At 71.1% G+C, this 23,433-nt stretch carries 16 protein-coding genes; 7 read left to right on the top strand and 9 right to left on the bottom strand.

Annotated elements, in window-relative coordinates:
* Window positions 1–86 precede the first annotated feature (86 nt).
* Window positions 87–3,683 (bottom strand): methionine synthase, encoded by a 3,597-nt coding sequence (gene metH, locus ACFC06_RS05815; protein ID WP_375928270.1) that lies wholly within the window; start codon window positions 3,681–3,683, stop codon window positions 87–89.
* Between the two features lie 139 nt (window positions 3,684–3,822).
* Here metH and ACFC06_RS05820 point away from each other — a divergent pair, with 139 nt between their 5' ends.
* The gene (locus ACFC06_RS05820) at window positions 3,823–4,707 is read left to right on the top strand and encodes a PAC2 family protein (protein WP_375928272.1); all 885 of its coding nucleotides are present in this window, start codon (window positions 3,823–3,825) and stop codon (window positions 4,705–4,707) included.
* A gap of 99 nt (window positions 4,708–4,806) precedes the next feature.
* Here ACFC06_RS05820 and ACFC06_RS05825 read toward each other — a convergent pair whose 3' ends face one another.
* Window positions 4,807–5,112 carry a hypothetical protein gene (locus ACFC06_RS05825; RefSeq protein ID WP_278264512.1) on the bottom strand — a complete coding sequence of 102 codons (306 nt, stop codon included), beginning with the start codon at window positions 5,110–5,112 and terminating at the stop codon, window positions 4,807–4,809.
* Between the two features lie 332 nt (window positions 5,113–5,444).
* Between ACFC06_RS05825 and ACFC06_RS05830 the strand changes: the two genes are divergently transcribed.
* The 4 genes from ACFC06_RS05830 to ACFC06_RS05845 all read left to right on the top strand — a co-directional run bounded on the left by ACFC06_RS05830 (window position 5,445) and on the right by ACFC06_RS05845 (window position 14,096).
* On the top strand, window positions 5,445–6,584 hold the full coding sequence (locus ACFC06_RS05830; protein ID WP_375928274.1) for an XRE family transcriptional regulator: 1,140 nt from the start codon (window positions 5,445–5,447) through the stop codon (window positions 6,582–6,584).
* A gap of 74 nt (window positions 6,585–6,658) precedes the next feature.
* Entirely contained in the window at window positions 6,659–8,215 is a 1,557-nt protein-coding gene (locus tag ACFC06_RS05835) for a TIGR02677 family protein (protein ID WP_375928276.1), read from the top strand.
* A 58-nt stretch (window positions 8,216–8,273) separates the two neighbouring features.
* Window positions 8,274–9,635, top strand: coding sequence for a TIGR02678 family protein (locus ACFC06_RS05840; RefSeq protein WP_375928278.1), 1,362 nt, complete (start codon window positions 8,274–8,276; stop codon window positions 9,633–9,635).
* A 3-nt stretch (window positions 9,636–9,638) separates the two neighbouring features.
* Window positions 9,639–14,096: an SbcC/MukB-like Walker B domain-containing protein gene (locus ACFC06_RS05845; protein ID WP_375928280.1), complete on the top strand. Its 4,458-nt coding sequence runs from the start codon at window positions 9,639–9,641 to the stop codon at window positions 14,094–14,096.
* Window positions 14,097–14,234: 138 nt separating this feature from the next.
* On the opposite strand, the gene ACFC06_RS05850 is transcribed toward ACFC06_RS05845, so the two are convergent.
* Complete coding sequence (locus ACFC06_RS05850; RefSeq protein WP_375928282.1) at window positions 14,235–15,206, bottom strand: helix-turn-helix transcriptional regulator; 972 nt, start codon at window positions 15,204–15,206, stop codon at window positions 14,235–14,237.
* Between the two features lie 93 nt (window positions 15,207–15,299).
* Between ACFC06_RS05850 and ACFC06_RS05855 the strand changes: the two genes are divergently transcribed.
* Window positions 15,300–16,442 carry an epoxide hydrolase family protein gene (locus ACFC06_RS05855; RefSeq protein WP_375928284.1) on the top strand — a complete coding sequence of 381 codons (1,143 nt, stop codon included), beginning with the start codon at window positions 15,300–15,302 and terminating at the stop codon, window positions 16,440–16,442.
* Here ACFC06_RS05855 and ACFC06_RS05860 read toward each other — a convergent pair.
* The 3 genes from ACFC06_RS05860 to ACFC06_RS05870 form a co-directional block, all read right to left on the bottom strand.
* Window positions 16,433–16,942, bottom strand: coding sequence for a M15 family metallopeptidase (locus ACFC06_RS05860; RefSeq protein WP_375928286.1), 510 nt, complete (start codon window positions 16,940–16,942; stop codon window positions 16,433–16,435). The genes ACFC06_RS05855 and ACFC06_RS05860 overlap by 10 nt on opposite strands.
* Before the next feature lie 36 nt (window positions 16,943–16,978).
* On the bottom strand, window positions 16,979–18,355 hold the full coding sequence (locus ACFC06_RS05865) for an AarF/UbiB family protein (protein WP_375928288.1): 1,377 nt from the start codon (window positions 18,353–18,355) through the stop codon (window positions 16,979–16,981).
* A gap of 62 nt (window positions 18,356–18,417) precedes the next feature.
* Window positions 18,418–20,094, bottom strand: coding sequence for a fumarate hydratase (locus tag ACFC06_RS05870; protein ID WP_375928290.1), 1,677 nt, complete (start codon window positions 20,092–20,094; stop codon window positions 18,418–18,420).
* 259 nt (window positions 20,095–20,353) lie between these two features.
* On the opposite strand from ACFC06_RS05870, the gene ACFC06_RS05875 reads away from it, so the two are divergent.
* Window positions 20,354–20,863, top strand: a complete 510-nt coding sequence (locus tag ACFC06_RS05875) for a MarR family winged helix-turn-helix transcriptional regulator (RefSeq protein WP_375928291.1) — start codon at window positions 20,354–20,356, stop codon at window positions 20,861–20,863.
* A 5-nt stretch (window positions 20,864–20,868) separates the two neighbouring features.
* On the opposite strand, the gene ACFC06_RS05880 is transcribed toward ACFC06_RS05875, so the two are convergent.
* From ACFC06_RS05880 to mftE, 3 genes are read right to left on the bottom strand one after another with little or no spacing between them, the layout of a single operon-like run.
* The gene (locus ACFC06_RS05880; protein WP_375928293.1) at window positions 20,869–21,390 is read right to left on the bottom strand and encodes a hypothetical protein; all 522 of its coding nucleotides are present in this window, start codon (window positions 21,388–21,390) and stop codon (window positions 20,869–20,871) included.
* Window positions 21,391–21,438: 48 nt separating this feature from the next.
* Complete coding sequence (gene mftD, locus ACFC06_RS05885; protein WP_375928295.1) at window positions 21,439–22,683, bottom strand: pre-mycofactocin synthase MftD; 1,245 nt, start codon at window positions 22,681–22,683, stop codon at window positions 21,439–21,441.
* Complete coding sequence (mftE, locus tag ACFC06_RS05890) at window positions 22,680–23,384, bottom strand: mycofactocin biosynthesis peptidyl-dipeptidase MftE (protein ID WP_375928297.1); 705 nt, start codon at window positions 23,382–23,384, stop codon at window positions 22,680–22,682. The genes mftD and mftE overlap by 4 nt, the downstream gene beginning before the upstream one ends.
* Window positions 23,385–23,433: the final 49 nt, after the last annotated feature.

Genomic DNA, 23,433 nt, shown 5'->3' on the forward strand with positions numbered 1-23,433 from the left:
CGCCGAGTCGTCCAGCCCTCCGCGCCACAGCGGGATGAAACTTTGTGAAAATCCTACGTGCTGAAGTGCTTTGCCTGCGCGGTGACTCAGGCGTTGAAGTACTTGGCCTCCGGGTGCAGCAGCACGAACGCGTCGGTGGACTGCTCCGGATGCAGCTGCAGTTCCTCCGACAGCGTGACCCCGACCCGGCCCGCTTCGAGCAGGTCGACCAGCTTGGCGCGGTCCTCGAGCTCCGGGCAGGCGCCGTAGCCGAAGGAGTAGCGCGCGCCGCGGTAACCCAGCTTGAAGTAGTCCTGGATGTCGGCCGGATCGTCGTCGGCGACCGACTGCCCGTCCAGGGTCAGTTCCTCACGCACCCGGCGGTGCCAGTACTCGGCCAGCGCCTCGGTGAGCTGCACGCCGATGCCGTGCACCTCGAGGTAGTCGCGGTAGTTGTCCCCGGCGAACAGCGCGTTGGCGAAGTCGGCGATCGGCTGACCCATGGTGACCAGCTGGAACGGCAGCACGTCGACCTGCCCGGTCTCACGCGCCTTCTCGCGGGAGCGGATGAAGTCGGCGATGCACAGGAACCGGTCGCGCTGCTGACGCGGGAAGGTGAACCGATACCGTTGCGGCGCATCGGGTTCCGGCTCGGTGAGCACGATCACGTCGTCGCCCTCGGAGACCGCCGGGAAGTAGCCGTAGACGACCGCCGCGTGCTGGAGCACGCCCTCGGTGGCCAAACGGTCCAGCCACGCGCGCAGCCGCGGACGACCCTCGGACTCCACCAGCTCCTCGTAGGTCGGCCCGTCGCCCTTGCGCTGCCCGCGCAGCCCCCACTGGCCCAGGAACAGCGCGCGCTCGTCGAGCAGGCCCGAATACTCCTGCAGCGGAAGGCCCTTCACCACGCGCGTGCCCCAGAACGGCGGGGTGGGCACGGGCAGATCCGCGGCCACATCCGAGCGCTCGGGCACCTCGATCGGCACCTCGGCGGCCTTGCGCTCGGCGGCGATCCGCTTGGACCGTTCGTGGCGGGCCTTGCGCTCGGCGGCCTTCTGCTTGGCCTCGATGGCCTCCGGGCTGTCGGGATCGAGGCCACCGCCGCGCTTGACGGTCATGATCTCGTCCATCAGCCGCAGGCCCTCGAAGGCGTCGCGGGCGTAGTGCACCTCGCCGTCGTAGACCGCGGTCAGGTCGTTCTCCACATAGGAGCGGGTCAGCGCGGCGCCGCCGAGCAGCACCGGGAACTGTTCGGCCACGCCCTTGGTGTTGAGCTCCTCGAGGTTCTCCTTCATCACCACCGTCGACTTCACCAGCAGCCCGGACATGCCGATCACGTCGGCCTTCTTGTCCTGGGCGGCGTCGAGGATGGTCGCGATCGGCTGCTTGATGCCGAGGTTGACCACCTCGTAGCCGTTGTTGGACAGGATGATGTCGACCAGGTTCTTGCCGATGTCGTGCACGTCGCCCTTGACCGTGGCCAGCACGATCCGGCCCTTGCCCGAGTCGTCGGTGGCCTCCATGTGCGGTTCCAGATGCGCGACAGCGGTTTTCATCACCTCGGCCGACTGCAGCACGAACGGCAACTGCATCTGGCCCGAGCCGAACAGCTCACCGACGGTCTTCATGCCCGACAGCAGCGTCTCGTTGATGATCTGCAACGGCGGCACCGACTGCATCGCCTCGTCCAGATCGACGTCCAGCCCGTTGCGCTCACCGTCGACGATGCGCCGCTCCAACCGCTCGAACAGCGGCAGCGCCGCCAGTTCCTCGGCCCGCGAGGCCTTCGACGAGGCCGCCGAGACACCCTCGAACAGGGCCATCAGCTTCTGCAGCGGGTCGTAGTCCTCGGTGCGGCGGTCGTAGATCAGATCCAGCGCGGTCTCGCGCTGCTCGTCGGGGATCCGGCTCATCGGCAGGATCTTCGAGGCGTGCACGATCGCCGAATCCAGTCCGGCCTCGACGCATTCGTGCATGAACACCGAGTTCAGCACCTGGCGCGCGGCCGGGTTCAGGCCGAAGGAGATATTGGACAGACCCAGCGTGGTCTGCACCTGCGGATGACGGCGCTTGAGCTCGCGGATGGCGTTGATGGTCTCCTCGCCGTCCTTGCGCGACTCCTCCTGGCCGGTGCCGAGGGTGAAGGTCAGCGTGTCGACGATGATGTCGGATTCGCGCAGGCCCCAGTTGCCGGTGATGTCCTCGATGAGCCGTTCGGCGATGGCCACCTTGGTCTCGGCGGTGCGGGCCTGGCCCTCCTCGTCGATGGTGAGCGCGACCACCGCGGCCCCGTGCTCGGAGACCAGGCGCATGATCTGCTGGAACCGCGAATCCGGGCCTGCGCCGTCCTCGTAGTTCACCGAGTTCACCGCGCAGCGGCCGCCCAGGTGCTGCAGCCCTGCCAGCAGCACGGGCGGTTCGGTGGAGTCGAGCATGATCGGCAGGGTCGAGGCGGTGGCCAGGCGCGAGGCGAGCTCGTTCATGTCCCGGGTGCCGTCGCGGCCGACGTAGTCCACGCACAGGTCGAGCATGTGCGCGCCGTCGCGGGTCTGGTCCTTGGCGATCTCGAGGCAGCGCTGCCAGTCCTCGGCCAGCATGGCGTCGCGGAAAGCCTTGGAGCCGTTGGCGTTCGTGCGCTCGCCGATCATCAGGATCGAGGCGTCCTGCTCGAACGGCACCGCCGTGTACATGCTGGACACGGCCGGTTCGTGCTCGGGCGCGCGGCGCTGGTCGATCGCGGGCAGCGTGGTCTCGACCTCGCGCACCGCCTCGGCGACCTGGCGGATGTGCTCGGGGGTGGTGCCGCAGCAACCGCCGACGAGGCCGAGGCCGAACTCGGAGACGAAACCGCTCAGGGCGACCGCGAGCTCCTCGGGCGTCAAGGGGTATTCCGCGCCGTTGGCGCCGAGCACCGGCAGACCGGCGTTGGGCATCACCGACACCGGGATCTGCGCGTGCCGCGACAGATGCCGCAGGTGCTCGCTCATCTCGTCGGGACCGGTGGCGCAGTTCAGGCCGATCATGTCGATACCCAGCGGCTCGAGCGCGGTCAGCGCCGCGCCGATCTCCGAGCCGACCAGCATGGTGCCGGTGGTCTCCACGGTGACGTGGGTGATGATCGGGATGCGGCGGCCCGCCGCGATCATGGCCCGGCGGCTGCCGGTGATCGCGGCCTTGACCTGCAGCAGGTCCTGGCAGGTCTCCACCAGGATCGCGTCGGCGCCGCCGTCGAGCATGCCGAGGGCGGCCTCGGTGTAGGCGTCGCGCAGCGCGACGTAGGGCGCGTGGCCCAACGTCGGCAGCTTGGTGCCGGGGCCCATCGAGCCAAGGACGTAGCGCGGGGTGCCGTCGGCGCTGGGGCCCATCTCGTCGGCCACGTCGCGGGCGATGCGGGTGCCGCGCTCGGACAGGTCGCGGATGCGGTCGGCGATGTCGTAGTCGGCGAGGTTGGGTAGGTTGCAGCCGAAGGTGTTGGTCTCCACGGCGTCGGCACCGGCCGCGAAGTAGGCGCGGTGGATGTCGGCGAGCACGTCGGGACGGGTGTCGTTGAGGATCTCGTTGCATCCCTCGAGGCCGCGGAAATCGTCGAGCGTGAGATCCGCGGCCTGCAACATCGTGCCCATCGCACCGTCGCCGATGACGACACGCCGCCGCAGCGTGTCGAGGAGCGTGGTATCGAACCCGGTGGGCAAGGACGCAGACATGTATCCAAGACTAATGGTCGGCACCGACGCCCGAGACCACTGCGGGTGAATCGAGTGGCCCCGGCCACAGCCGCGCGCCGAAACACGCAACAGCGCCGGTCACCGCAAAACAATTCGCCCGAGACACTAGGCTGACCGGGTGGATGCCAGTGAAACCCCCGAGACGGAACTGCCGACGTTGCGCAATCCCGTGCTGGTTGCGGCCTTCGAGGGCTGGAACGACGCCGGTGACGCCGCCAGTGGCGCGGTCGAGCATCTCGAGTTGCTCTGGGACGCGGAGCCGCTGGCCGAACTCGATTCCGAGGACTACTACGACTACCAGGTGAACCGGCCGACGGTACGTCAGGTGGACGGGGTGACCAGGGAGATCCAGTGGCCCTCGACCATGCTGTCGGTGTGCTCACCGCCCGGCAGCGAGCGCGACGTCGTGCTGCTGCGCGGAATCGAGCCCAATATGCGGTGGCGCAGTTTCTGCAACGACCTGCTGGAGTTCATCGAGCAGCTCGGTGTGGAGACGGTGGTCATCCTGGGCGCCCTGCTGGCCGACACCCCGCACACCCGTCCCGTGCCGGTGACCGGGTCGGCCTACAGTCCCGAGGCCGCCGAGCGCTTCAGCCTCGAGCAGACCCGCTACGAGGGCCCGACCGGCATCACCGGGGTGCTGCAGGATCAGTGCGTGAAGGCCGGGGTGCCCGCGGTGTCGTTCTGGGCGGCGGTCCCGCACTACGTGTCGCAGCCGCCGAACCCGAAGGCCACGATCGCGCTGCTGCACCGCGTCGAGGAGGTGCTCGACATCGAGGTGCCGCTCGGTGAGCTGCCCACCCAGGCCGAGGAGTGGGAGGCCGCGGTCAACGAGATGACCGTCGGCGACGAGGAGATCAACGAGTACGTGCGCTCGCTCGAGGAGCGCGGCGACGCGGCGCTCGATCTCAACGAGACGATGTCCAAGATCGACGGTGACGCCATCGCCGCGGAGTTCGAGAAGTACCTGCGCAGACGCGGACCGGGCAGTTTCGGGTTGTGAGTCCCCGGGCCGCCGCCGGGCGCGCGAGGCGCCCGGCCGTGCGGCGGGAACGGCCCACTCACCGATGTGGTGGTTCGGAACCTGCGGAACCGGACATGGTCACACCTCCAGGGTGAGCACTTGGGCGGCCGCCTCGTGTGCCAGCTTGGCGATCAGCAGGTCACGGGGAATCGTCTGGCCGGCAAGGTGATCCAGGGACGGCACCACCACGTGGTGCGCGTCGGCGCGCTTGAGTTCCTGGGTGAGTTCGGCGAACGCGGCGCCGTCACCCGCGGTCGATTCGTGGAACGTGGCGGCGAAACACATTCCCGCGGTACGCGCGAGGCTACGTAGCGCATCCTCCAATTGATCGCCCTGGCCCTCGGCCAGATCGTCACGCAAGTATCCATAGATCAACGCTTCCACCCGAACCTCCGTTGGATAGGGATCGCTGTTCTGTTGTCGGATCCCCCCGCGCCGCGCCGTGCGCCGCGCGGGGGTACTGCGTTGCCCCGCAAGCTCTCCTGCGGAGCGGGCGTCCGGTCTCGGGCCGAGCACCTGCTACCAGCATGCGCAATCGTGGCCCGCGGCAGCAGATGTCAAACCGATGACATCTACATGCCCTATTCGGGACGCCGAAGGTTAACTGGTGGGATACTACCGCCGTGACCGCAACTGATGATCGACCCGTCTGGGCTGTCCGGATGCGCTCGGAACGTGACGCGAGGGGGTGGTCGCAAGCCGATGCCGTCCGCGCGATGCGTGCCAAGTCCTCCCACAACCTGCCAACGGACAGTACTCTGCTGCGCAACTGGCGCCGCTGGGAATCCGGGGAATCACGACCCGACGAGTTCTACGCGCCGATCATCGCGGCCGCGTTCGACACCGTCACGGCGGCGTTCTTCCCCAAGGCCCGGCCCAACCGTGATGACGAGCTGTTATCGGCAACGGGTATGGACACTCTGGAGTTCATCGGCAGGCTCCGGATGTCCGATGTCAACAGCGCGACCCTGGACGCGGTGCGGATCACCGCCGAACGGCTCTGCTGTGAATACGCCTACGCCGAACCGTACGCGCTGCACGCCGAGGGCACCGCCTGGCTGCGCCGGATCACCTCGCTGCTCGACGGCAGGCTCACCCTGGGCCAGCATCGCGAAATCCTCGTTCTGGCAGGGTGGGTGGCGTTGCTGGTCGGTTGCGTCGACTACGACCTGGGCCGCCGCGGCGGTGCCGAGGCCACCCGCCGGGCCGCGGAGTCGCTGGGCCGGGAGGCGGGCAATCCCGAGATCGTGGGCTGGGCGGCGGAGATGTCGGCGTGGTTCGCGCTGACCCAGGGCAACTTTCGCGGCGCCATCGAGGTCTCGGAGAAGGCGATGCCCGGCACCACCGCGATGAGTGTCGGCGTGCAGCTGGCCGCGCAGCGCGCCAAGGGCTGGGCCCGGCTGGGCGACCGGCGAGCGGTGCAGACCGCGCTCGACGAGGGCAGGGCGATCCTGTCGCGGATGGGTCACCCGGCCGACCTGGACAATCATTTCGTCATCGACGCAACGAAATTCGACTTCTACGCCATGGATTGCTGCCGGGTGGCCGGCCAGGACCGGCTCGCCGAACGCTATGCGCACCAGGTGATCCGCGATTCGACCCGGCCCGACGGCAGTGTGCGCAACCCGATGCGGGTCTCGGAGGCGCGGCTGACCCTGGCGGTGGTCGCGGTGCGCGACCGCGATCTCGAGCGTGCCGTCGAGGAGGGCGTGGCGGCCTTCAGCCCGGGGCGCAAGTCGCTGCCGTCGCTGGCCTGGATCGCCGGGGAAGCCGCGCGCGAGATCATCGAGCGGTTCCCTGGCGACCCGCGCACCCAGACGTTCCTCGAACAGCTGCGTTCACTCAACGTCGGGTGAGCGCGCCGGCGGGGGCGCGCCGATCCGGGACCGGTCGGACGGAGCACGGATCGGACCCCACTACCCTCTCTACGGTGACCGACTCCGCCGACGGCCTGCCCAGCGCCGTCCCCGCCCTGTGGGACGAGCGTCTGCGGTTGTTCTCGTTCGCGACCGCCGAGAAGCGCGCCGACTACCTGCGGGTGCTGCGCGCCTTCGACAGCGCCCGCGCCGCCTACGTGGTGTTGCTGCACGCCGACGACGTCGCCGACTGGATCGCCCGCACCGAGGCGGGCGGCCGCGGCGACGCCCCGGCGGGGGTGCCGCTGCCCTCGGCCGAGATCGGCCCGCTGCTCGAGCAGCTGCACCGCTGGGGTGTGCTCGAACGCAGCTACGACGGCACCAGGGCGGCCACCCTGGCCGAGTACCGCAACCGGCACTACGTCTACCAGTTCGCCCAGGCCGGTTTCCAGGCCTACCGGGCGGTGGCCGGGGTGCTGGCGGCCCGGATGGACGACGCCTCGCTGTCGCGGCTGGTGCTGCCCGAACTGCTCGCCGACCTGCGCACCCTGGCCGCCGCCAACCGCGACGGCGACGCCGAACGCGTCTACACCACCCTGCGCAGGCTCGACGCCGCTCTCACCGACATGGCGGCGCGGGCCGCGCATTTCTATCTGTCGCTGGGCGATCTGGTGCGCACCACCGAGATCACCTCGGAGTCGTTCCTGGCGCACAAGGACGCGCTGCTGGCGCACATGCGCGAGTTCAGCATGGATCTGGCCCGGTTCGCGCCGCGGCTGGCGGCGGCGATCGGCGAGGTCGAACAGACCGGCGTCGAGGAGCTGATCCGGCGGGCGGCCGGCTGTGACGAGCGGGTGCTGGTGAGCGCGGCCGAGCGCGAGGCGGACTGGCGGGCACGCTGGGACGGGCTGCGCACCTGGTTCGTCACCGCGGGCGAGCCGGGCGAGACCTGTGAGGCCGACCGGTTGCGCGAGGCCACCATGAGCGCGATCGCGGCGGTGCTGTCGCTGTTGCGGCGGGTCACCGAGACCCGGCGCGGGGGTGTCAGCCGGGAGTCGGCGCTGCGGCATCTGGCCGCCTGGTTCGTCGACACCCCCACCACCGCGGGCGCCCACGCGCTCTACGACGCGGTGTTCGGGCTGGGCAGGCCCCGGCACTTCGCACTCGAGCATCCCGATGCCGAGCTGATCCCGGCACACCGATCCTGGTGGGACGCACCGCCGCTGGAGATCTCGCGCACCCTCGCCGAGACCGGCCGGGCCCCGGCCGCGGGCGCACCGGCCCGGATCGCGCGCAACGACGCGGGCATCCGGCGGCTGCGCGAGGCCCAGCTGTCCGCGCAGCGGGAGCGGGCGGCGGCCGCGGCGTCGCTGGCCGGGGGCAACGTGCACGAACGGGTCCTCGATCAGCGCGAGACCGAGGTGCTGTTGCGGCTGCTGGACGCGGCGTCGACGGCGTGGGTGCCGGTGAGCGGCCGGGTCGAGGGCACCACCGGCTCCGACAACGGCGTCACGTTGACGGTGCGTCCGTGCGATGGATCGACGGTGATCCGCACCGCCGCCGGGCTGCTGCACCTGAACAACCGCCGGCTCGACGTGCGGGCGACGGTGAAGCGCGGTGGGTCCCGATGAACGGTTCGACGAGCCACCCGCGCGGGATCGGCGCCACCCAGCGGCGAGGTGGGGTCCGATGAAGCAGCCACGACGGATCGACGCGCTCGCCCTGGACAGCTATCAGCGGGCCGCGCGGGTGGTGCTGGCCAATCACCTGATCACCCGGGTGTACCCGGACCGGATCGCCTTGCCGCTGGTGCGGCGCTGGGCCACCGAGCTGCGCGAGGACCTGGCCGACCTGTTCGGGTACCGGCTCGAGGTCACCGAGACCACGGCCCGGCTCTTTCCCGTGCACGACCGGCTCGACGACGCGCGTCCGGCGCGCAGCGTCAACGACCGGGTGTTCGACCGTCGCCGGTACGCCTATCTCGCGCTGGCGCTGGCCGCGCTGGGTCGCGCGGGTGACCAGATCACGCTGTCGGAACTGGCCGAACAGGTGGCCGACTACGCGGGCCGGATCGACGGGCTGGAGCTGTCCACCGAGCGGGCAGCCGACCGGGACGCCTTCGTCGACGCGGTCGGCTGGCTCGGTGCGCGCGGCGCGCTGACCCTGGCCGACGGTGACGCGGGCGGCTGGGCGTCGGATCCGGAGGCGGGTGAGGCGCTCTACGACATCGACCGGCCCGTCGTCTTCGCGCTGTTCCGGCCACCGCGCGCGCTGCAGCACCTGCACAGTGTGCGCGGTCTGCTCGCCGACGAGGCCGAGCAGACCGCCGCCGACCAGGCCCGCCGGGTGCGGCGCGCGCTGGTGGAACGGCCGGTGGTCTATCTCGAGGACCTCTCCCCCGCCGAACGCGCGCTGCTGGGCCAGGACCGGGTGGTCGGCGAGGTGGAGTACTGCACGGGTCTGCGGGCCGAGCGCCGGGCCGAGGGTGTCGCGCTCATCGATACCTCCGGCAGGCTCTCCGACACCCGTTTCCCCGGCACCGGCACCCTCGCCCAGGTGGCATTGCTGCTGATCGGCGAGATCGCCGACGCCGTCCTGGATCTCGACAATCCCCTGCCGCGCCTGCCCGCCCCCGATCCGGCCGAGGACGCGCTGATCGCCCAGCTCGACGCGGCCATCCCGGCCTCGGGCGTCTTCGCCCCGCTGGCCGAAGAGCCCGACTCCGACACCGACGAAGACCTCGACGACAGCGAACCGGCCGTCCTGCCGTTCCTGGAGCACACCTGGGTGCGGTCCACGGTCACCGCGCTGACCGACCGCTACGGGGCCACCTTCGCCGCGCAATGGCAGGCCGACCCCGGCGCGCTGACCGATGAGGTGCTGGCCCTGCTCGCCCGGTTGCGCCTGGTGCGGCCGGTGCCGGACGGAGTGCTGGTGCTGCCCGCGCTGGCCCGGTACCGGGGTGCGGTGGTCACCGTGCGGGTGCGCAAGACCGAGGAATTGTTCGTCACGGCCGCCGACACCGGCGGCACCGGAGTGGGAGGGAACTGAGCCATGTCGCTCATCCACGGCGGAGTACGTTTCGTCCCGACCCGCGCGGGCATCGTCAATCTCTGGGACTACCGTGACCAGGAGTTCTGTTTCGCCGACGGCCGCCTGGTGCTGCGCGGCCCGAACGGTTCGGGCAAGACCAAGGCGCTCGAGGTGCTGTTCCCGTTCGTCCTGGACGGCCGGATCGAACCGCGCAGGCTCAACCCGTTCGCCGGTGAAGAGCGCACCATGAAGTCGAATCTGCTCTACCGCAAGCAGGAATCGGCCTACTCCTATGTGTGGATGGAGTTCGCGCGCGGCGGCTGGGACGACCCCGAGGTGGTCACCGTCGGCATCGGCATGCGCGCCACCCGCTCCTCGGACAAGGTGACCCGCTGGTACTTCGTGGCCGACGGCCGTGCGGGAGTGGACTTCTCGCTGATCGGTCCCGACGATCGGCCGCTGACCCGCAAGCAGCTCGCCGAACAGATCGGCGGCGACGCCATCGTCGACCGGCCGGTGGAGTATCGCGCCGCGATCGACGCGCGCATGTTCGGGCTCGGCGTGCAGCGCTACGACCAGCTGATCAATCTGATCCTCACGCTGCGCCGCCCACAGCTGGCCAAGAACCTCGACCCGCGCGGCCTCTCGCAGGCGCTCACCGACGGTCTGCGCCCGCTCGACGAGCAGCTGATCCTCGACGCGGCCCGCTCGTTCAGCGATATGGAGGAGGTCGGGCGCACCCTCGACGGGCTCGTCCAGGCCGACACCGCCACCCGCACGTTCGTCGATGTCTACCGCAAGTACCTCGCGGTGCAGGCCAAGACCGATGTGGACCAGGTGCGGACCCGGCTCGACGCGGTCACCAATGCCGCCACCGCCGTCTTCGCGGCCACCGCCCTGCGCACCCGCCGCGACGGTGACCGCGCCGAGGCCGAGACCCGCGCGGAGGAAGCCGACCGCGCCTACGAGCAGGCCATCGCCGACCGGGAGAACCTGCAGCGCTCCAGCGCCTACGAGGGCAAACAGCAACTCGACGACCTCGCCGACGCCGTCCGCCGCCTGGAGACCTCCGCCGCCGCGCACCGCGACAAGGCCGCCGAGGCCGGACAGACCCTGCAACGCCGCGCCGAGGAAGCCGAGCGCGCGGCCGAGGCCGTCCGCACCGCCGCGGCCGCCCTGGCCCGCGGGGAGGACGCCGTGCGCGCCGCCGCCGAGGAAGCGGGTATCGAGTGGACTCCCCCGGCCGACGACCGGAGCGACCACTTCACCGCCGCGGTCCGCGGCCACGCCGAGGAACGCGACGCCGATGTCCGCGCGGTCCGCAAGGCCGTGGGCAAGTGGGAAACCGCCGCCGCCGAACGCACCCGCGCCGAACGCCTCGCCGAACGCGCGGTGGAATTACGCGAGGCCGCGGCCGCCGAAGTGGCACACGCCGAAGCCGCGGTCGCCCTGGCCCGCACCGAATCCGCCACCTCGCTGCGATCCTGGTGGAAGGCCAACGCGCAGGTGTTTACCCCTGATATCCGGCGGGGCGCCGAGGGTGCCCCCGCGGAGCCCACGGCGCTGTTCGCCCAGCTCACCGCTGCCGTCGCCGCCGCGGGAAGTGACGAAAGCCCTTCCGCGCCGGAGATTCTGGCCGAGTACTGCGAGCCGCTCCAGGAACAGATCCGCACGCGGCGCCAGGAGGCCCGCGCCCGCGCGAGCGCCGCGGCGGCCCGTCGCGACGCCCTGCGTGCCGAGCGCACCCAGATCGCCGCCCAGCACGATGACGCGCCCCCACCGCACCCCGCCAGAACCGGCGTCCGTGAAGACCTTCCGGGCGCTCCCCTGTGGCGGCTCGTCCGTTTCGCCGACACGGTCTCCGCCACGGACGCCGCAGCGATCGAAGCAGCACTGCAATCCAGCGGCCTGCTCGACGCCTGGATCTGCGGCCCCGACCTGCCCGGCCACGTCGAATCCGACCACTTCCTGCTCCCGCTGCCCGTCGAGCAACGGCCCACCGGCCGCACTCTCGCCGATGTCCTGGTGGTCGAAGAGGATTCGCCCGAGCTGACTGTCCCCACCGAAACTGTCGCGGCGGTACTCGCATCCGTCGCCCTGCACGCCCCAGCCCCGAGCGCATCCGTCGCGCCCACCGGGGCGTCTGCCACTGGCCTTGGTCCGACCGGCGCTGCGGCCGCTACCCAGGTTCCGGACGAGGTGTTCGCCGCACACACTCCGGCGAGCGCGGGCGGGATCGATTCACCGAGGGGCACCGGGGACGAGGCATCGCATCACGCGGTTGCCTGCACCCCTGGCGCCACGGCGATCAGCGGGGACGCGCTGACCGCGCTGAGCACGGCGGGCGTGGTGCTGGGTACGGCCGGTGAGTTCCGGTCCGGGGTCCTCGTCGGCCGCCATCACAAGGCCGAGGCCGAGTTCCTCGGCGCCACCGCGCGGGCGCGCAGGCGGGAGCTGCGGCTGGCCGAGATCGAGGTGGCCATCGAGGCCGCGGCCGCCGAGTTCGAGGCGGCGAAGTCCGAAGAAGCGGCCGCCACAGCGGAATCGACGGCGCTGTCCACGGCCGTCAAGGCACTCCCCCGCCCGGCCGCGGTGACCGCCGCCCTGCGCGCCGTCGCCGAGACCGCCGGTCTGATGCGCTCGCGGGTGGAGGCGGCCGCGCAGGCCGAGCGGGAGCTCGATCAGGCCGTCGCCGAGGTCACCGCCCTGGACAAGAAGGTGCGTGCCGCCGCGCAGGCCCATCGCACCCCGCGCGAGGCCCGCGAACTGGACGCATTGGCCGCCGCCATCCGGCATTTCGAGAACACCGGGACCGGGCTGCTGCGGTTGCGCGCCGAACACGAGCGGGAGCGCGAACGCGAACGCGAGGGCGCCGACCGCCACGACGAGGCCCGCGCGCTGGCGGAGGCGTTCGCCGAGGAGGCCGAGGCCGCCCGGCTCGGATTCACCGAGCAGCAGCGCAAACTCGAGACCCTGCGTGATGCGTTGGGCGCGAGCGCCGCCGATATCGACCGCGACCTCGAGGCCGCCCGCGCCGCCATCGAGGCGGCCAAGGCCGAGCAGCGGGCCGCGCGCAAGGCCGCCAATGCCGCGATCGAGGCGGTCGGCGACGCCGAAGCCGCCTACCGCACCGCCAACGAGGCCCTCACCACCGCGCTCACCGAGGTGCTGGCCGAGGTCCGCTCGCTGGCCCCCTACGCCCGGCCCGACCTGCTCGGGCTGCTCGGCGCGGGAACCGAACACCGCTGGCCCGCCGGTGACGCCGCCTGGCTGACCCCGGAGCAGTTGCAGTACCGCATCGTCGCCGCGGGCCCGCAGACCGATCCGGTCGTCCTGCCCGAGGAGGTGGCCGCGCTCTTCACCGATCTCGACACCGCCACCACCGCGGTGCGCGCGACCGAGGCGGGCCGCAAGTCCACCCGCTCCGCGGTCACCGCCGCGCTCCAGGAGTTCGACGCGGCGCTGACCGCCTCGGGCCGCGACTACCGCCTGCACTGGGACGCCGCCGACGGGCTCACCGTGGTCGCCGTGCACGACGAGAACGGCCAGGCCGCCCTCGCCGATTTCGCCGCCCGCATCGACGCTGCCCGCCGTGACCAGGAACTGCTGCTCACCGACGCCGAACGCCGCATCCTGGAGGACGCGCTACTGACCGGCCTGGCCCAGCAGATCCACGAACGCACCACCGACGCACGCGAACTCATCTCCCGGATGGGCGCGGAGATGAAGCAGCGGCGGATGTCCTCGGGCAACACCATCGGCGTGCACTGGGTACTCGCCGACGGGCTGTCGGAGGCGGCGCGGGCCATGTGCAAGCTGCTCGACCGCGACACCGCCGCGCTGAGCCAGGACGATCTCGGCGCGGTGCGCGCGCATTTCGCCGCCGAGATCCGCGCGGCCCGCAGCGCCCATCCGGAGCGTTCCTATCCCGAGATCCTCGCCGCCACCCTCGATTACCGCACGTGGCGGGTGTTCTCGTTCACGCTCATCTCCGGGGACGGCACCGAGGACAAGCTCACCGTCGCCCGTCACAGCGCCCTGTCCGGTGGCGAGCAGTCGGTGTCGCTGCACCTGCCGCTGTTCGCCGCCGCGCACGTCATGCTCGATTCCGCCGACCCACAGGCCCCCCGGCTGCTCGCGCTGGACGAGGCGTTCGCCGGTGTCGACGACAACGGCCGCAGCGAATTGCTCGGCCTGAGCGTGCAATTCGATCTCGACCTGTTCATGACCGGCTACGACCTGTGGATCACCTACGGGCACGTGCCGGGCTGCGCGCACTACGATCTCGCGCACTCGACCGCCGAGAACACCGTCAGCGCGACCCTGCTCGTCTGGGACAGCGGCGAACTGCTCGCCGAACACGACGGCGGCGACCTGACCACGGCCTTGGGCTCGCCCAACCGCCGCCGTGTCCCCAACACCATCGAGGGCGGGCTCACCCTGGAGGGCATGCCGGGCGAACCCGCGCGGGTCGGCTGACACCTGTCGGCCGGAGCCTGCCGAACGCGACCGCCGCACCGGTCCCGACCGGGCCTCGGGTCGGTACCCCGGCGGAGGGAGTCCGGTACTCACCGGTCCGGGCCTCGCGTCGGCGACCCGGGCGGGCGAGCCCGGTGATCACCGATGCGGCGGGGTGAGGGCATCGGTGAGGCGAGCCGCGATGTCCCGGAGGTGGGCGGCGAGCTCGGGAGTGTCGTGGAGGCGGAAGGCGACGCCGAGGGTGGCCAGGCGGGCCGCGAGCCAGGCGGGGTCGTCGTCGCGGGTGCCGGTGAGGCGGCAGGTGGTGGCACTGTCGGCGACGAGCGTGCCCGGTTCCTCACCGAGGCGGCCCGCGACGCGCGCGAGCGGCGCGTCGATGGACACCTCGGCCCGATACTCCGGGGTGCCCCAATCGGTGCGGCGACCGGCGACGTAATCGGCCGGATCGGCGGCGGGTAGTTCCCTGGTGGCGATGCGGGCGCCGGTGGCCCGCGGGTCCTCGACGCGGTCGGCGCGGTAGCTGCGCCACGCGTCGCGGTCCAGGTCGTAGGCCACGAGATACCAGCGTCGGCCCGAGGCGACGACGCCGCGCGGCTCCGCGTGCCTGCGGGAGACGGTGCCCGCCGCGTCCCGGTAGCCGAAGCGCAGGCGTTCGCGGTTGGTCACCGCCGCGGCGAGAACGGTGAGGACCTCCGGGTCGACGGTGGGTCCGTCGCCCACCCGCACCGCGACCGCCGAGCCGACGGTGCGCACCCGGCGGCGCAGCGGGGCGGGCAGCACCTGTTCGAGTTTGGTCAGCGCGCGCACCGACGCGTCCTCGATGCCGGCGACGGCCTGGCCGGTCGCCACCCGCAGGCCGACGGCCACCGCGACGGCCTCCTCCTCGTCGAGCACCAACGGCGGTAGTGCCGAGCCCGCGGTGAGGCGGTATCCCCCGGTCGCGCCCATCGCCGCGACCACCGGATACCCGAGTTCGCGCAGCCGGTCGACATCGCGGCGCACCGTGCGATCGGTGACGCCCAGGCGCTCGGCCAGTTCGCTGCCCGGCCACTCGCGGGGCATCTGCAGCAGGGACAGCAGTCGGAGCAGGCGAGCGGCGGTGTCGGTCATGGTGTGGATTCTTCCGCACAACTAGGACCGGAACTGTCCTATATGACTTCTAGAGTCGGAATCACACCGACGAGATCGAGGAGCACCCACCCCATGAGCACCATTCGCCCGTTCCGCATCGACATCCCGCAGGCCGACATCGACGATCTGACCGACCGGCTCACCCGGACCCGCTGGGCCGCGCAACTGCCGGGCGACGGATGGGAGCGCGGCGTACCCGCGGCATACCTGCGCGAGCTGGCGCGGTACTGGGCCGGCGAATTCGATTGGCGCGCACAGGAAGCCACGCTCAACGCGTTCCCGCAGTTCCTGACCGAGATCGACGGACTCGACGTGCACTTCCTGCACGTCCGCTCGCCCGAACCCGACGCGATGCCGCTGGTGCTCACCCACGGCTGGCCGAACTCGTTCGTCGAGTTCACCCGTGTCATCGGCCCACTCACCGATCCCCGCGCCCACGGCCTGGACCCCGAACTCGCCTTCCACGTGGTGATCCCCTCGGTGCCCGGCTTCACCTTCTCCGCCGCACCGACGGAGACCGGAATGACGACGGCGAGGGTGGCCCGCATGTGGGCCACCCTCATGGACCGCCTCGGCTACGACCGCTACGGCGCCCAGGGCGGCGACCTCGGCGCCTACATCGCGCCGGAGCTGGCCCTGGCCGCGCCCGAGCACGTGATCGGCGTGCACCTCGACGGCGGGATCGGCATGCCGACCGAGGCCGACGTGCCGTCGATGTCGCCCGCGGACCAGGCGCAGTGGGCCGAGATGCAGCAGTGGATGACCGGTGGCGTCGACCATCACGCACTGCTGAAGGCGGCACCGCAGACCTTCGCGCTGGGCTGGAACGATTCACCGGTGGCGCTGCTGGCCTGGATGATGCAGAAGTTCCAGGAGTTCACGCCGATGGCGGAGCTGGCCGAGGACGTGATCGACCGCGACCACATCCTCACCAACGCGGCGCTGTACTGGTTCACCCAGACCACCGGCAGCTCGTCGTGGCCGATGTACGAGGGCCTGCGCGAGGGCGGCTTCGGCTGGCCGATCGGCCAGAACCTCGTCCCGACCGGCGTCTACGGCGGCGGCTCCCCCTTGATGCGCACGCTCGCCGAGCGCGACAACAAGATCACGCACTGGCCCGAGGGCAACCCCGGCAACCACTTCGTGGCCATGGAGGAACCCACCGCCCACGTCGCCGACATCAGAACCTTCTTCGCCGGCCTGCCTCAGCGCTGACTCGCGTCGGGCACCGTGGGCGGGCACGCGGTGCCCGGCACGGTGACCAACTCGAAGTGCCACCACTCGTTGTCGAAGGTCCGGCACAGGCCCCAGCGGTTGCCGTTGGTCTCGAGCCAGTGGGCGCCGGTCTGGGGGCCGACGTCGATGGCGTGGCCGGAGACGTGGGTGGATTCGGCCGGCGGGAGGACCCAGCGGCGGGCCTCGGCGGGGTCGCCGTAGGTCGCCAGGCCGTCCTGCCACAGCTGTTCCTGCTGTTCGGGGGTGCGGTAGCCGGAGGTGATGGACAGCGGGACGCCCTCGGCGTGGGCCTGCTGCTCGGCGAGGGTGTAGGCGGCCGCCAGGGCGGGGTCGAGGCCCTCGGTGCCCGCGGCGGACTGGGACTGCTCGCGGGCGCCCGGCTGCGCGTCGGCCAGGCCCGCGCCGAGGGCGGTCACCACGGCGGCGGCCATCGTCGTCACCAGGATCCGGTCGGCCACCCGGCCGAGGACAGTCGTCATAGCGGGAAGTCTATCGACCGGGCGGGTGGCCGGAAGTCAGCGGGCGCGACGCCGCCACCGCTCGAATTCGCGGCCGATCTCGGTGTGCGCCTCGTCGCCGTAGAGCCATTCCCGGGCCAGCAGGTGCCAGTTCGCGGTGACCCGCAACTGGCCGAGGGTGGCGAAGGTGAACAGGTCGGCGCGGCGGGAGAAGATGTGTTCGGGCGGCAGGAACTGGCGGTGCATGCCCTGGAACTCCGAGGAGCGCGGGTCCACGGCGAGCAGGACCGCGCCGGTGGCCAGTTCGGGGGTGATGGTGACCTCCTCGTCGAGCAGATGCCAGCCGGTCACCGCCCACACATACGACTGGCACTCCTCGACGGTGACCCCCGCCTCCGGGTCGATGATGCCGCGCTCGACCCAGGCCGCGTAGAGGTCCTCGGGGCGTCCCTCGGCGGCCGCGCGCAGGCACGACCGCTCGAAATCGACGTGCACGGGGTCCATCTCGTTGTAGAGCCCGAAGTCGACGAAGGCGAGCCTGCCGTCCTCGGCGAGCAGCACATTGCCCGGGTGCGGGTCGCCGCAGAACTCGTATTCGGCGAAGAGGGTGCCGATGTAGAAGCGGTAGATCAGCTCGCCGATCCGGTCGCGGTCGGCGTCGGGCAGGGTCTGCATGTGCGCGAAGGGGCGCGCGTGGACGAACTCGGTGACCAGCACATTGTGCGTGCAGTACTCGGCGATGGCGTCGGGGATCTGGACCAGCGGGTGGCCGCGGTAGCGCTGGGCCACGCGGTGCTGGGTGCGCGCCTCGCGCAGGTAGTCCAGTTCGCTGCGCAGGTTGTCGGCGATCTCCTCGAGCACGCCGGTGTCGGCCACACTGGGCAGCACGGAGCGGCCCATCTTGCCGAGGAACTCCAGGTTGCCGATGTCGGCGTGCACGGCCCGTTCGACACCGGGGTACTTGACCTTGACCGCCACCTCGCGCCCGTCACGCAACCGCGCGCGGTGCACCTGGCCGATGGAGGCCGCCGCGATCGCGGTCTCGTCGAACTCGGCGAACACGCGCCCCAGCGGCCCCAGATCGTCCTCGATCACCCGGCGGATCTTGGGGAACGGCACCGCGGGGGCCTGATCCTGCAACGCGGCCAGCTGCTTGCGGAACTGGTCGCGATGCGCCTCGGGGACGAAGTCCAGGTCGAGCACCGAGGCCATCTGCCCCAGTTTCATCGCCGAGCCCTTCATGCTCCCGAGCACCGCGACGATCTGCTGGGCGGCGGTCATGGCCGAGCGTTCGGCCAGCACCTGCCTGGCTTCCTCGGTGCGCCCGATCATCGACAGCCGCCTGCCGACCCCGCGCACCGCCTGGCCCGCGGCGAGCTGCCCCAGCTTCGCGCCGCGCGCCATCCGTCCGCCAGGAACCCCGGTGGCTGTCATCCGAACCCCCGTCACCCTGGGCTGCGTTGTCGCGCGTCACACTACACGCGACACGCCGTCGGCTAGACGCGTTCCTTGGAGCGGGTGCGCACGCGCAGCGCGAGGGGCTTGGAGGTCTCGGCGAAGAAGTCGTTGCCCTTGTCGTCGACGACGATGAAGGCCGGGAAATCCTCGACGTCGATCTTCCAGACCGCTTCCATGCCGAGCTCGGGGTACTCCAGGACCTCGACGTTCTTGATGCAGTCCAGCGCCAGGCGCGCGGCGGGGCCACCGATGGAGCCCAGGTAGAAGCCGCCGTGCTCGTGGCAGGCCTTGGTGACCTGGGCCGAGCGGTTGCCCTTGGCGAGCATGATCATCGAGCCGCCCGCGGCCTGGAACTGGTCGACGTAGGAGTCCATGCGCCCGGCGGTGGTGGGGCCGAAGGAGCCGGAGGCGTAGCCCTCGGGGGTCTTGGCCGGGCCCGCGTAGTAGACCGCCATGTCGCGCAGGTACTGCGGCATGGGTTCGCCCGCGTCGAGGCGTTCCTTGATCTTGGCGTGCGCGATGTCGCGGGCCACCACCAGCGGGCCGGTGAGCGACAGGCGGGTCTTCACCGGGTACTTCGACAGTTCGGTGCGGATCTCGTCCATCGGGCGGTTGAGGTCGATCTTCACCACGTCGCCGCCGAGGATGTCCTCGGTCTGCTCCGGCAGGTACTGGGCCGGTTCGGTCTCGAGCTGCTCGAGGAAGATGCCGTCCTTGGTGATCTTGGCCAGGGCCTGACGGTCGGCCGAGCAGGACACCGCGATGGCGACCGGGCAGGAGGCGCCGTGGCGGGGCAACCGCACCACGCGCACGTCGTGGCAGAAGTACTTGCCGCCGAACTGGGCGCCGATGCCGAATTCGCGGGTGAGCTGGAAGACCTCTTCCTCGAGCTCGAGATCGCGGAAGGCGTGACCGGTGATCGAGCCCTCGGTGGGCAGGTTGTCCAGGTAGTGCGCGGAGGCGTATTTCGCGGTCTTCAAGGCGAATTCGGCGCTGGTGCCGCCGATGACCACGGCGAGGTGGTACGGCGGGCAGGCCGCGGTGCCCAGCGAGCGGATCTTCTCGTCGAGGAACTCGAGCATGCGCTCGGGGTTCAGGACGGCCTTGGTCTCCTGGTACAGGAACGACTTGTTGGCCGAGCCGCCGCCCTTGGCCATGAACAGGAACTTGTAGACCGGGTTGTCGGGGGTGCCCTCGGTCGAGTACAGCTCGATCTGCGCGGGCAGGTTGGAGCCGGTGTTCTTCTCGTCCCACATGGTGATCGGGGCCAGCTGGGAGTAGCGCAGATTCAGCCGGTTGTAGGCGTCGTACACGCCGCGGCTGATCCACTCGGCGTCGTCGACGCCGGTGAGCACGCCCTCGCTCTTCTTGCCCATCACGATCGCGGTGCCGGTGTCCTGGCACATGGGCAGCACGCCGCCCGCGGAGATGTTGAGGTTCTTGAGCAGATCCAGCGCGACGAAACGGTCGTTGCCCGAGGACTCCGGGTCGTCGATGATCTTGCGCAGCTGCGCCAGGTGCGCGGGGCGCAGGTAGTGGCTGATGTCGTGGATCGCCGTCTCGGTGAGCAGGCGCAGCGCCTCGGGCTCGACCTGCAGGAAGGTGCGCCCGTTGTGCTCGACGGTGCTGACCCCCTCGGTGGTGAGCAGACGGTAGGGCGTCTCGTCGGCGCCGATCGGCAGCAGATCGGAATAGCGGAACTCCGGCGCGGTCACGGATCGCACTCCTTCGGGCAGGGCGGGCACCGCGTTTCGGCGGAGCACCAGCCGGGGCTGGTCACAAAAGCAGTCCGCAGCCTATCCACCCGCCGGCACAGCGCCGCAGGTAAGGCGACCCTTTGTGACCCGCGCCGGTCGAGCCGAACCAAGGTCGAGGTTGCACGTTCAACCCAAACGGTGCTACCCATTCTCCGGGCGGTGGCGGGCGTGCACCGTTCCACCCCGAAGCCTGCACCGGAGAATCTGGAGCTCGATCGTGACGGATCCACAGTGGCTCGATGATGTCGAAATGCGCGCCTGGCTCGGCTACGTGCGAACCCGCGACCTGATCGCCGCGGCGATCGGACGCGACGCGGGCCGGGCGGCCAATCTGAGCTATGTCGAATACTCGGTGCTGGTCTATCTGGCCGACGCGCCGGGTCAGCGGCTGACCTTCGCCGATCTGGCGGGGGCGCTGGAGTGGTCGCAGAGCAGGCTCTCGCATCAGATCACCCGGATGCAGAAGCGCGGCCTGGTCTCGCGCGAGACCATGCCGCACGACGCGCGCCGCACCGTCGCCCGGCTCACCACCGCGGGCGGGCAGCTGCTCACCACCGCCGCGCCCGCTCACGTGCGCAGCGTGCGCAGGCACATGATCGATGTCCTGGACCGCGGCCAGCTCACCGCGCTGGCCGAGATCTACGACGTCCTGGTCGACCACCATCGCGGCAACGGCGCGGCCGCACCCGAGCTACGTCAGCCGAATCCGGACCCCGCCGGGGCCTGAACCGGTCAGGAGCCGCCGGACCCGCCGGTGTCCGGCCTGCTGGAACCCAACCCGCCGCGGGTGATCGAGCCACCGTCCACCGGCGCGCCCCGCTCGTACACGGTCCCGCCGGTCGGGCGCAGGAAGCTCCCGGCGGCCAGTACCACCGCGGCGCCGACCGCGGGATAGAGGAACGTGTCGGTGTGCTGGTACCAGAACCGCGAGTACCTGATGTCGGAGGTGTCGCACTGGGAGTCGGCCACGCGGGTGTTGGTGGTGGTGTCCAGGCAGATCCCGACGGCGGTGGGCTGCGCGGTGGTCGTCGTCGAGGACGGCGTGCGGGTGGTCGTGGTGGGCCGCGGTGTCGTCGTGGTCACCGGCGGTTTCGTCGTGGTGGTGACCGTGGTGGTCGCGGCGCGCTGGGCCGGATGCTGGGTGGTGGCGCACCCGGCCGACACCAGCGCCATCGCCACCACCGCGGGCAGGGTGTAGGACACCCTGCGCGACTTCATGATCCGGCCGCGCCGCTCGCTCGCTGCCACGTCCACGACTTCCCCCTCCCGTCGCGGCCGCCACCGCGGCGGCCGAACGCGATCCTAGCCAGCGGAGGCGGCGGTGACATCCTGCGTGCTGTTCGTGAAATCCCGCTTGCCGGAATGCTTTTCCCCCGTAGGCACCCCCAACGCGCGTGCGAAACCGGCCGGGACCACGATGTCGTCGCGGGTCAGGTCGGTGATCGAGGTCTTGCGCAGGCCCAGCAGCGCGGAGTCGATGCCGCCGCGCAGGATGTCGAGGACGTTCTCCACCCCGGCCTGGCCGTTGGCCGCCAGACCCCACAGGTAGGCGCGGCCGATCAGCACGGCGCGCGCCCCCAGCGCCACGGCCTTGACCACGTCGCTGCCGCGACGGATGCCGCCGTCGAGCAGCACCTCGATCTGGTCGCCCACCGCGTCGGCGAGGACCGGCAGCGCGCGGATGGCGGCGGGGGTGCCGTCGAGGTTGTTGCCGCCGTGATTGGACACCGAGATGCCCGCCACGCCCGCGTCGACCGCGCGCAGCGCGTCGTCGACCCGCATGACGCCCTTGAGCAGCACCGGACCGTCCCACTGGTCGCAGATCCAGGCCACGTCGTCCCAGTCCGGGGCGGGGGTCTGCATCCACTCGCCGTAGGCGCCGAAGAAGCCGGGCGCCGCGCCGCCGCCGACGGCCATGTTGGGGGCGGTCAGGTCGGGGATGCTGCCCGAGCGCAGGTAGGTGGCCAGCCAGCGCGGGCGCGTGAGGGTCTGCGGGGCGAACTTCATCATGGCGCGCAGGTTCAGCGTCTCCGGGATCACCGGGCTGCCCCAGTCGCGGCCGTGCGAGAACGACCAGTCCAGGGTGAGGATGAGCCCGACCGCGCCCGCCGTCTTCGCCCGGGTCATCCGCTCGAGGATCTGGTCCTTGTCGCCACACCAGTACAGCTGGAAGAAGGTCGACGGATTGGCCGCGACGACCTCCTCCACCGGCTTGCTCGCGAACGAGCTCAGGCCCATCGCGATGCCACGCGCGGCGGCTGCGCGGGCCACGGCCACCTCGCCGTCGGGGTGCACGGCCTGCACGCCGGTCGGCGAGATGAGCACCGGCATGGAGATCGGCTGCCCGAGCACGGTGGTGGACTGGTCGCGTTCGCCGATCGGGCCCGCGCAGTGCGGGGCGAAGCCGAGTTCGGTGAAGGCGGTCTGGTTGTCCTCGATGGTCTGGCCGCGTTCCGAGCCGGCGATCAGCGCGCCGTACACCGATTTCGGCAGCCGCTTGCGGGCGCGGCGCTGCGCTTCGGCGACGGTCTCGAACCAGGGATTCATCGACGGGGTCCTTCCTCGTGGTCCTGCGGCCACCAGCGGCCCAGGTCGTCCAGTAGTGCGGTGGTGGCGAGCTTCAGCAGGGCTTCGCCCTCTTCGGGCCCGGCCCCGGTGGGGTCGCCGAGGACCCCGTTGGGGCTCACGGCACGGACACCACCGGCGCGCAGTTCGGGCAGCAGCTCGGCTAGCGCGCGGGTGTCCCCCGGCGCGGCCAGGTCGGCGCGCACCCGCTCGGGGTCCAGTGCGAGCTGGATCGAGGTCTCGGTGCGCCCGGCGTGCGGGTCGCCGCGGTAGCCGGGCGAGGACAGCCGCACATCGCGGGATTCGGCGCGCAGCAGGGTGACCGCGCGGCGCAGCGCCTCGACATTGCCGCCGTGCCCGTTGACCAGGGCGATGCGGGCAAAAGTGTCGGTGGCGGAGCGGCACAGTTCCACCACCAGCAGTTCCAGGGCCGCCTGCCCGATCGACAGCGTGCCGGGGAAACCGGCGTGTTCGCCGCTGGCGCCGTAGGGCACGGCCGGGGCGACGAGCACGTCGGCGCGCTCGGCGGCGACGCGGGCGCACAGCGCGGACGCGATGTCGCTGTCGGTGGACAGCGGCAGGTGCGGGCCGTGTTGCTCGGTCGCGCCGAGCGGGATGAGCAGAATCACTCCCGCGGCGGCGCATGCACCCGCCTCGGGCCATGTGAGGTGGGCCACGAACATGACCGAAGATTAACGTCAGCCACTGACATAATCAAGGGGGCGAGGTTTC

Origin of the sequence: Nocardia sp. NPDC056064 (assembly GCF_042266925.1) — a bacterium.
In the GTDB taxonomy this organism is placed as follows: domain Bacteria; phylum Actinomycetota; class Actinomycetes; order Mycobacteriales; family Mycobacteriaceae; genus Nocardia.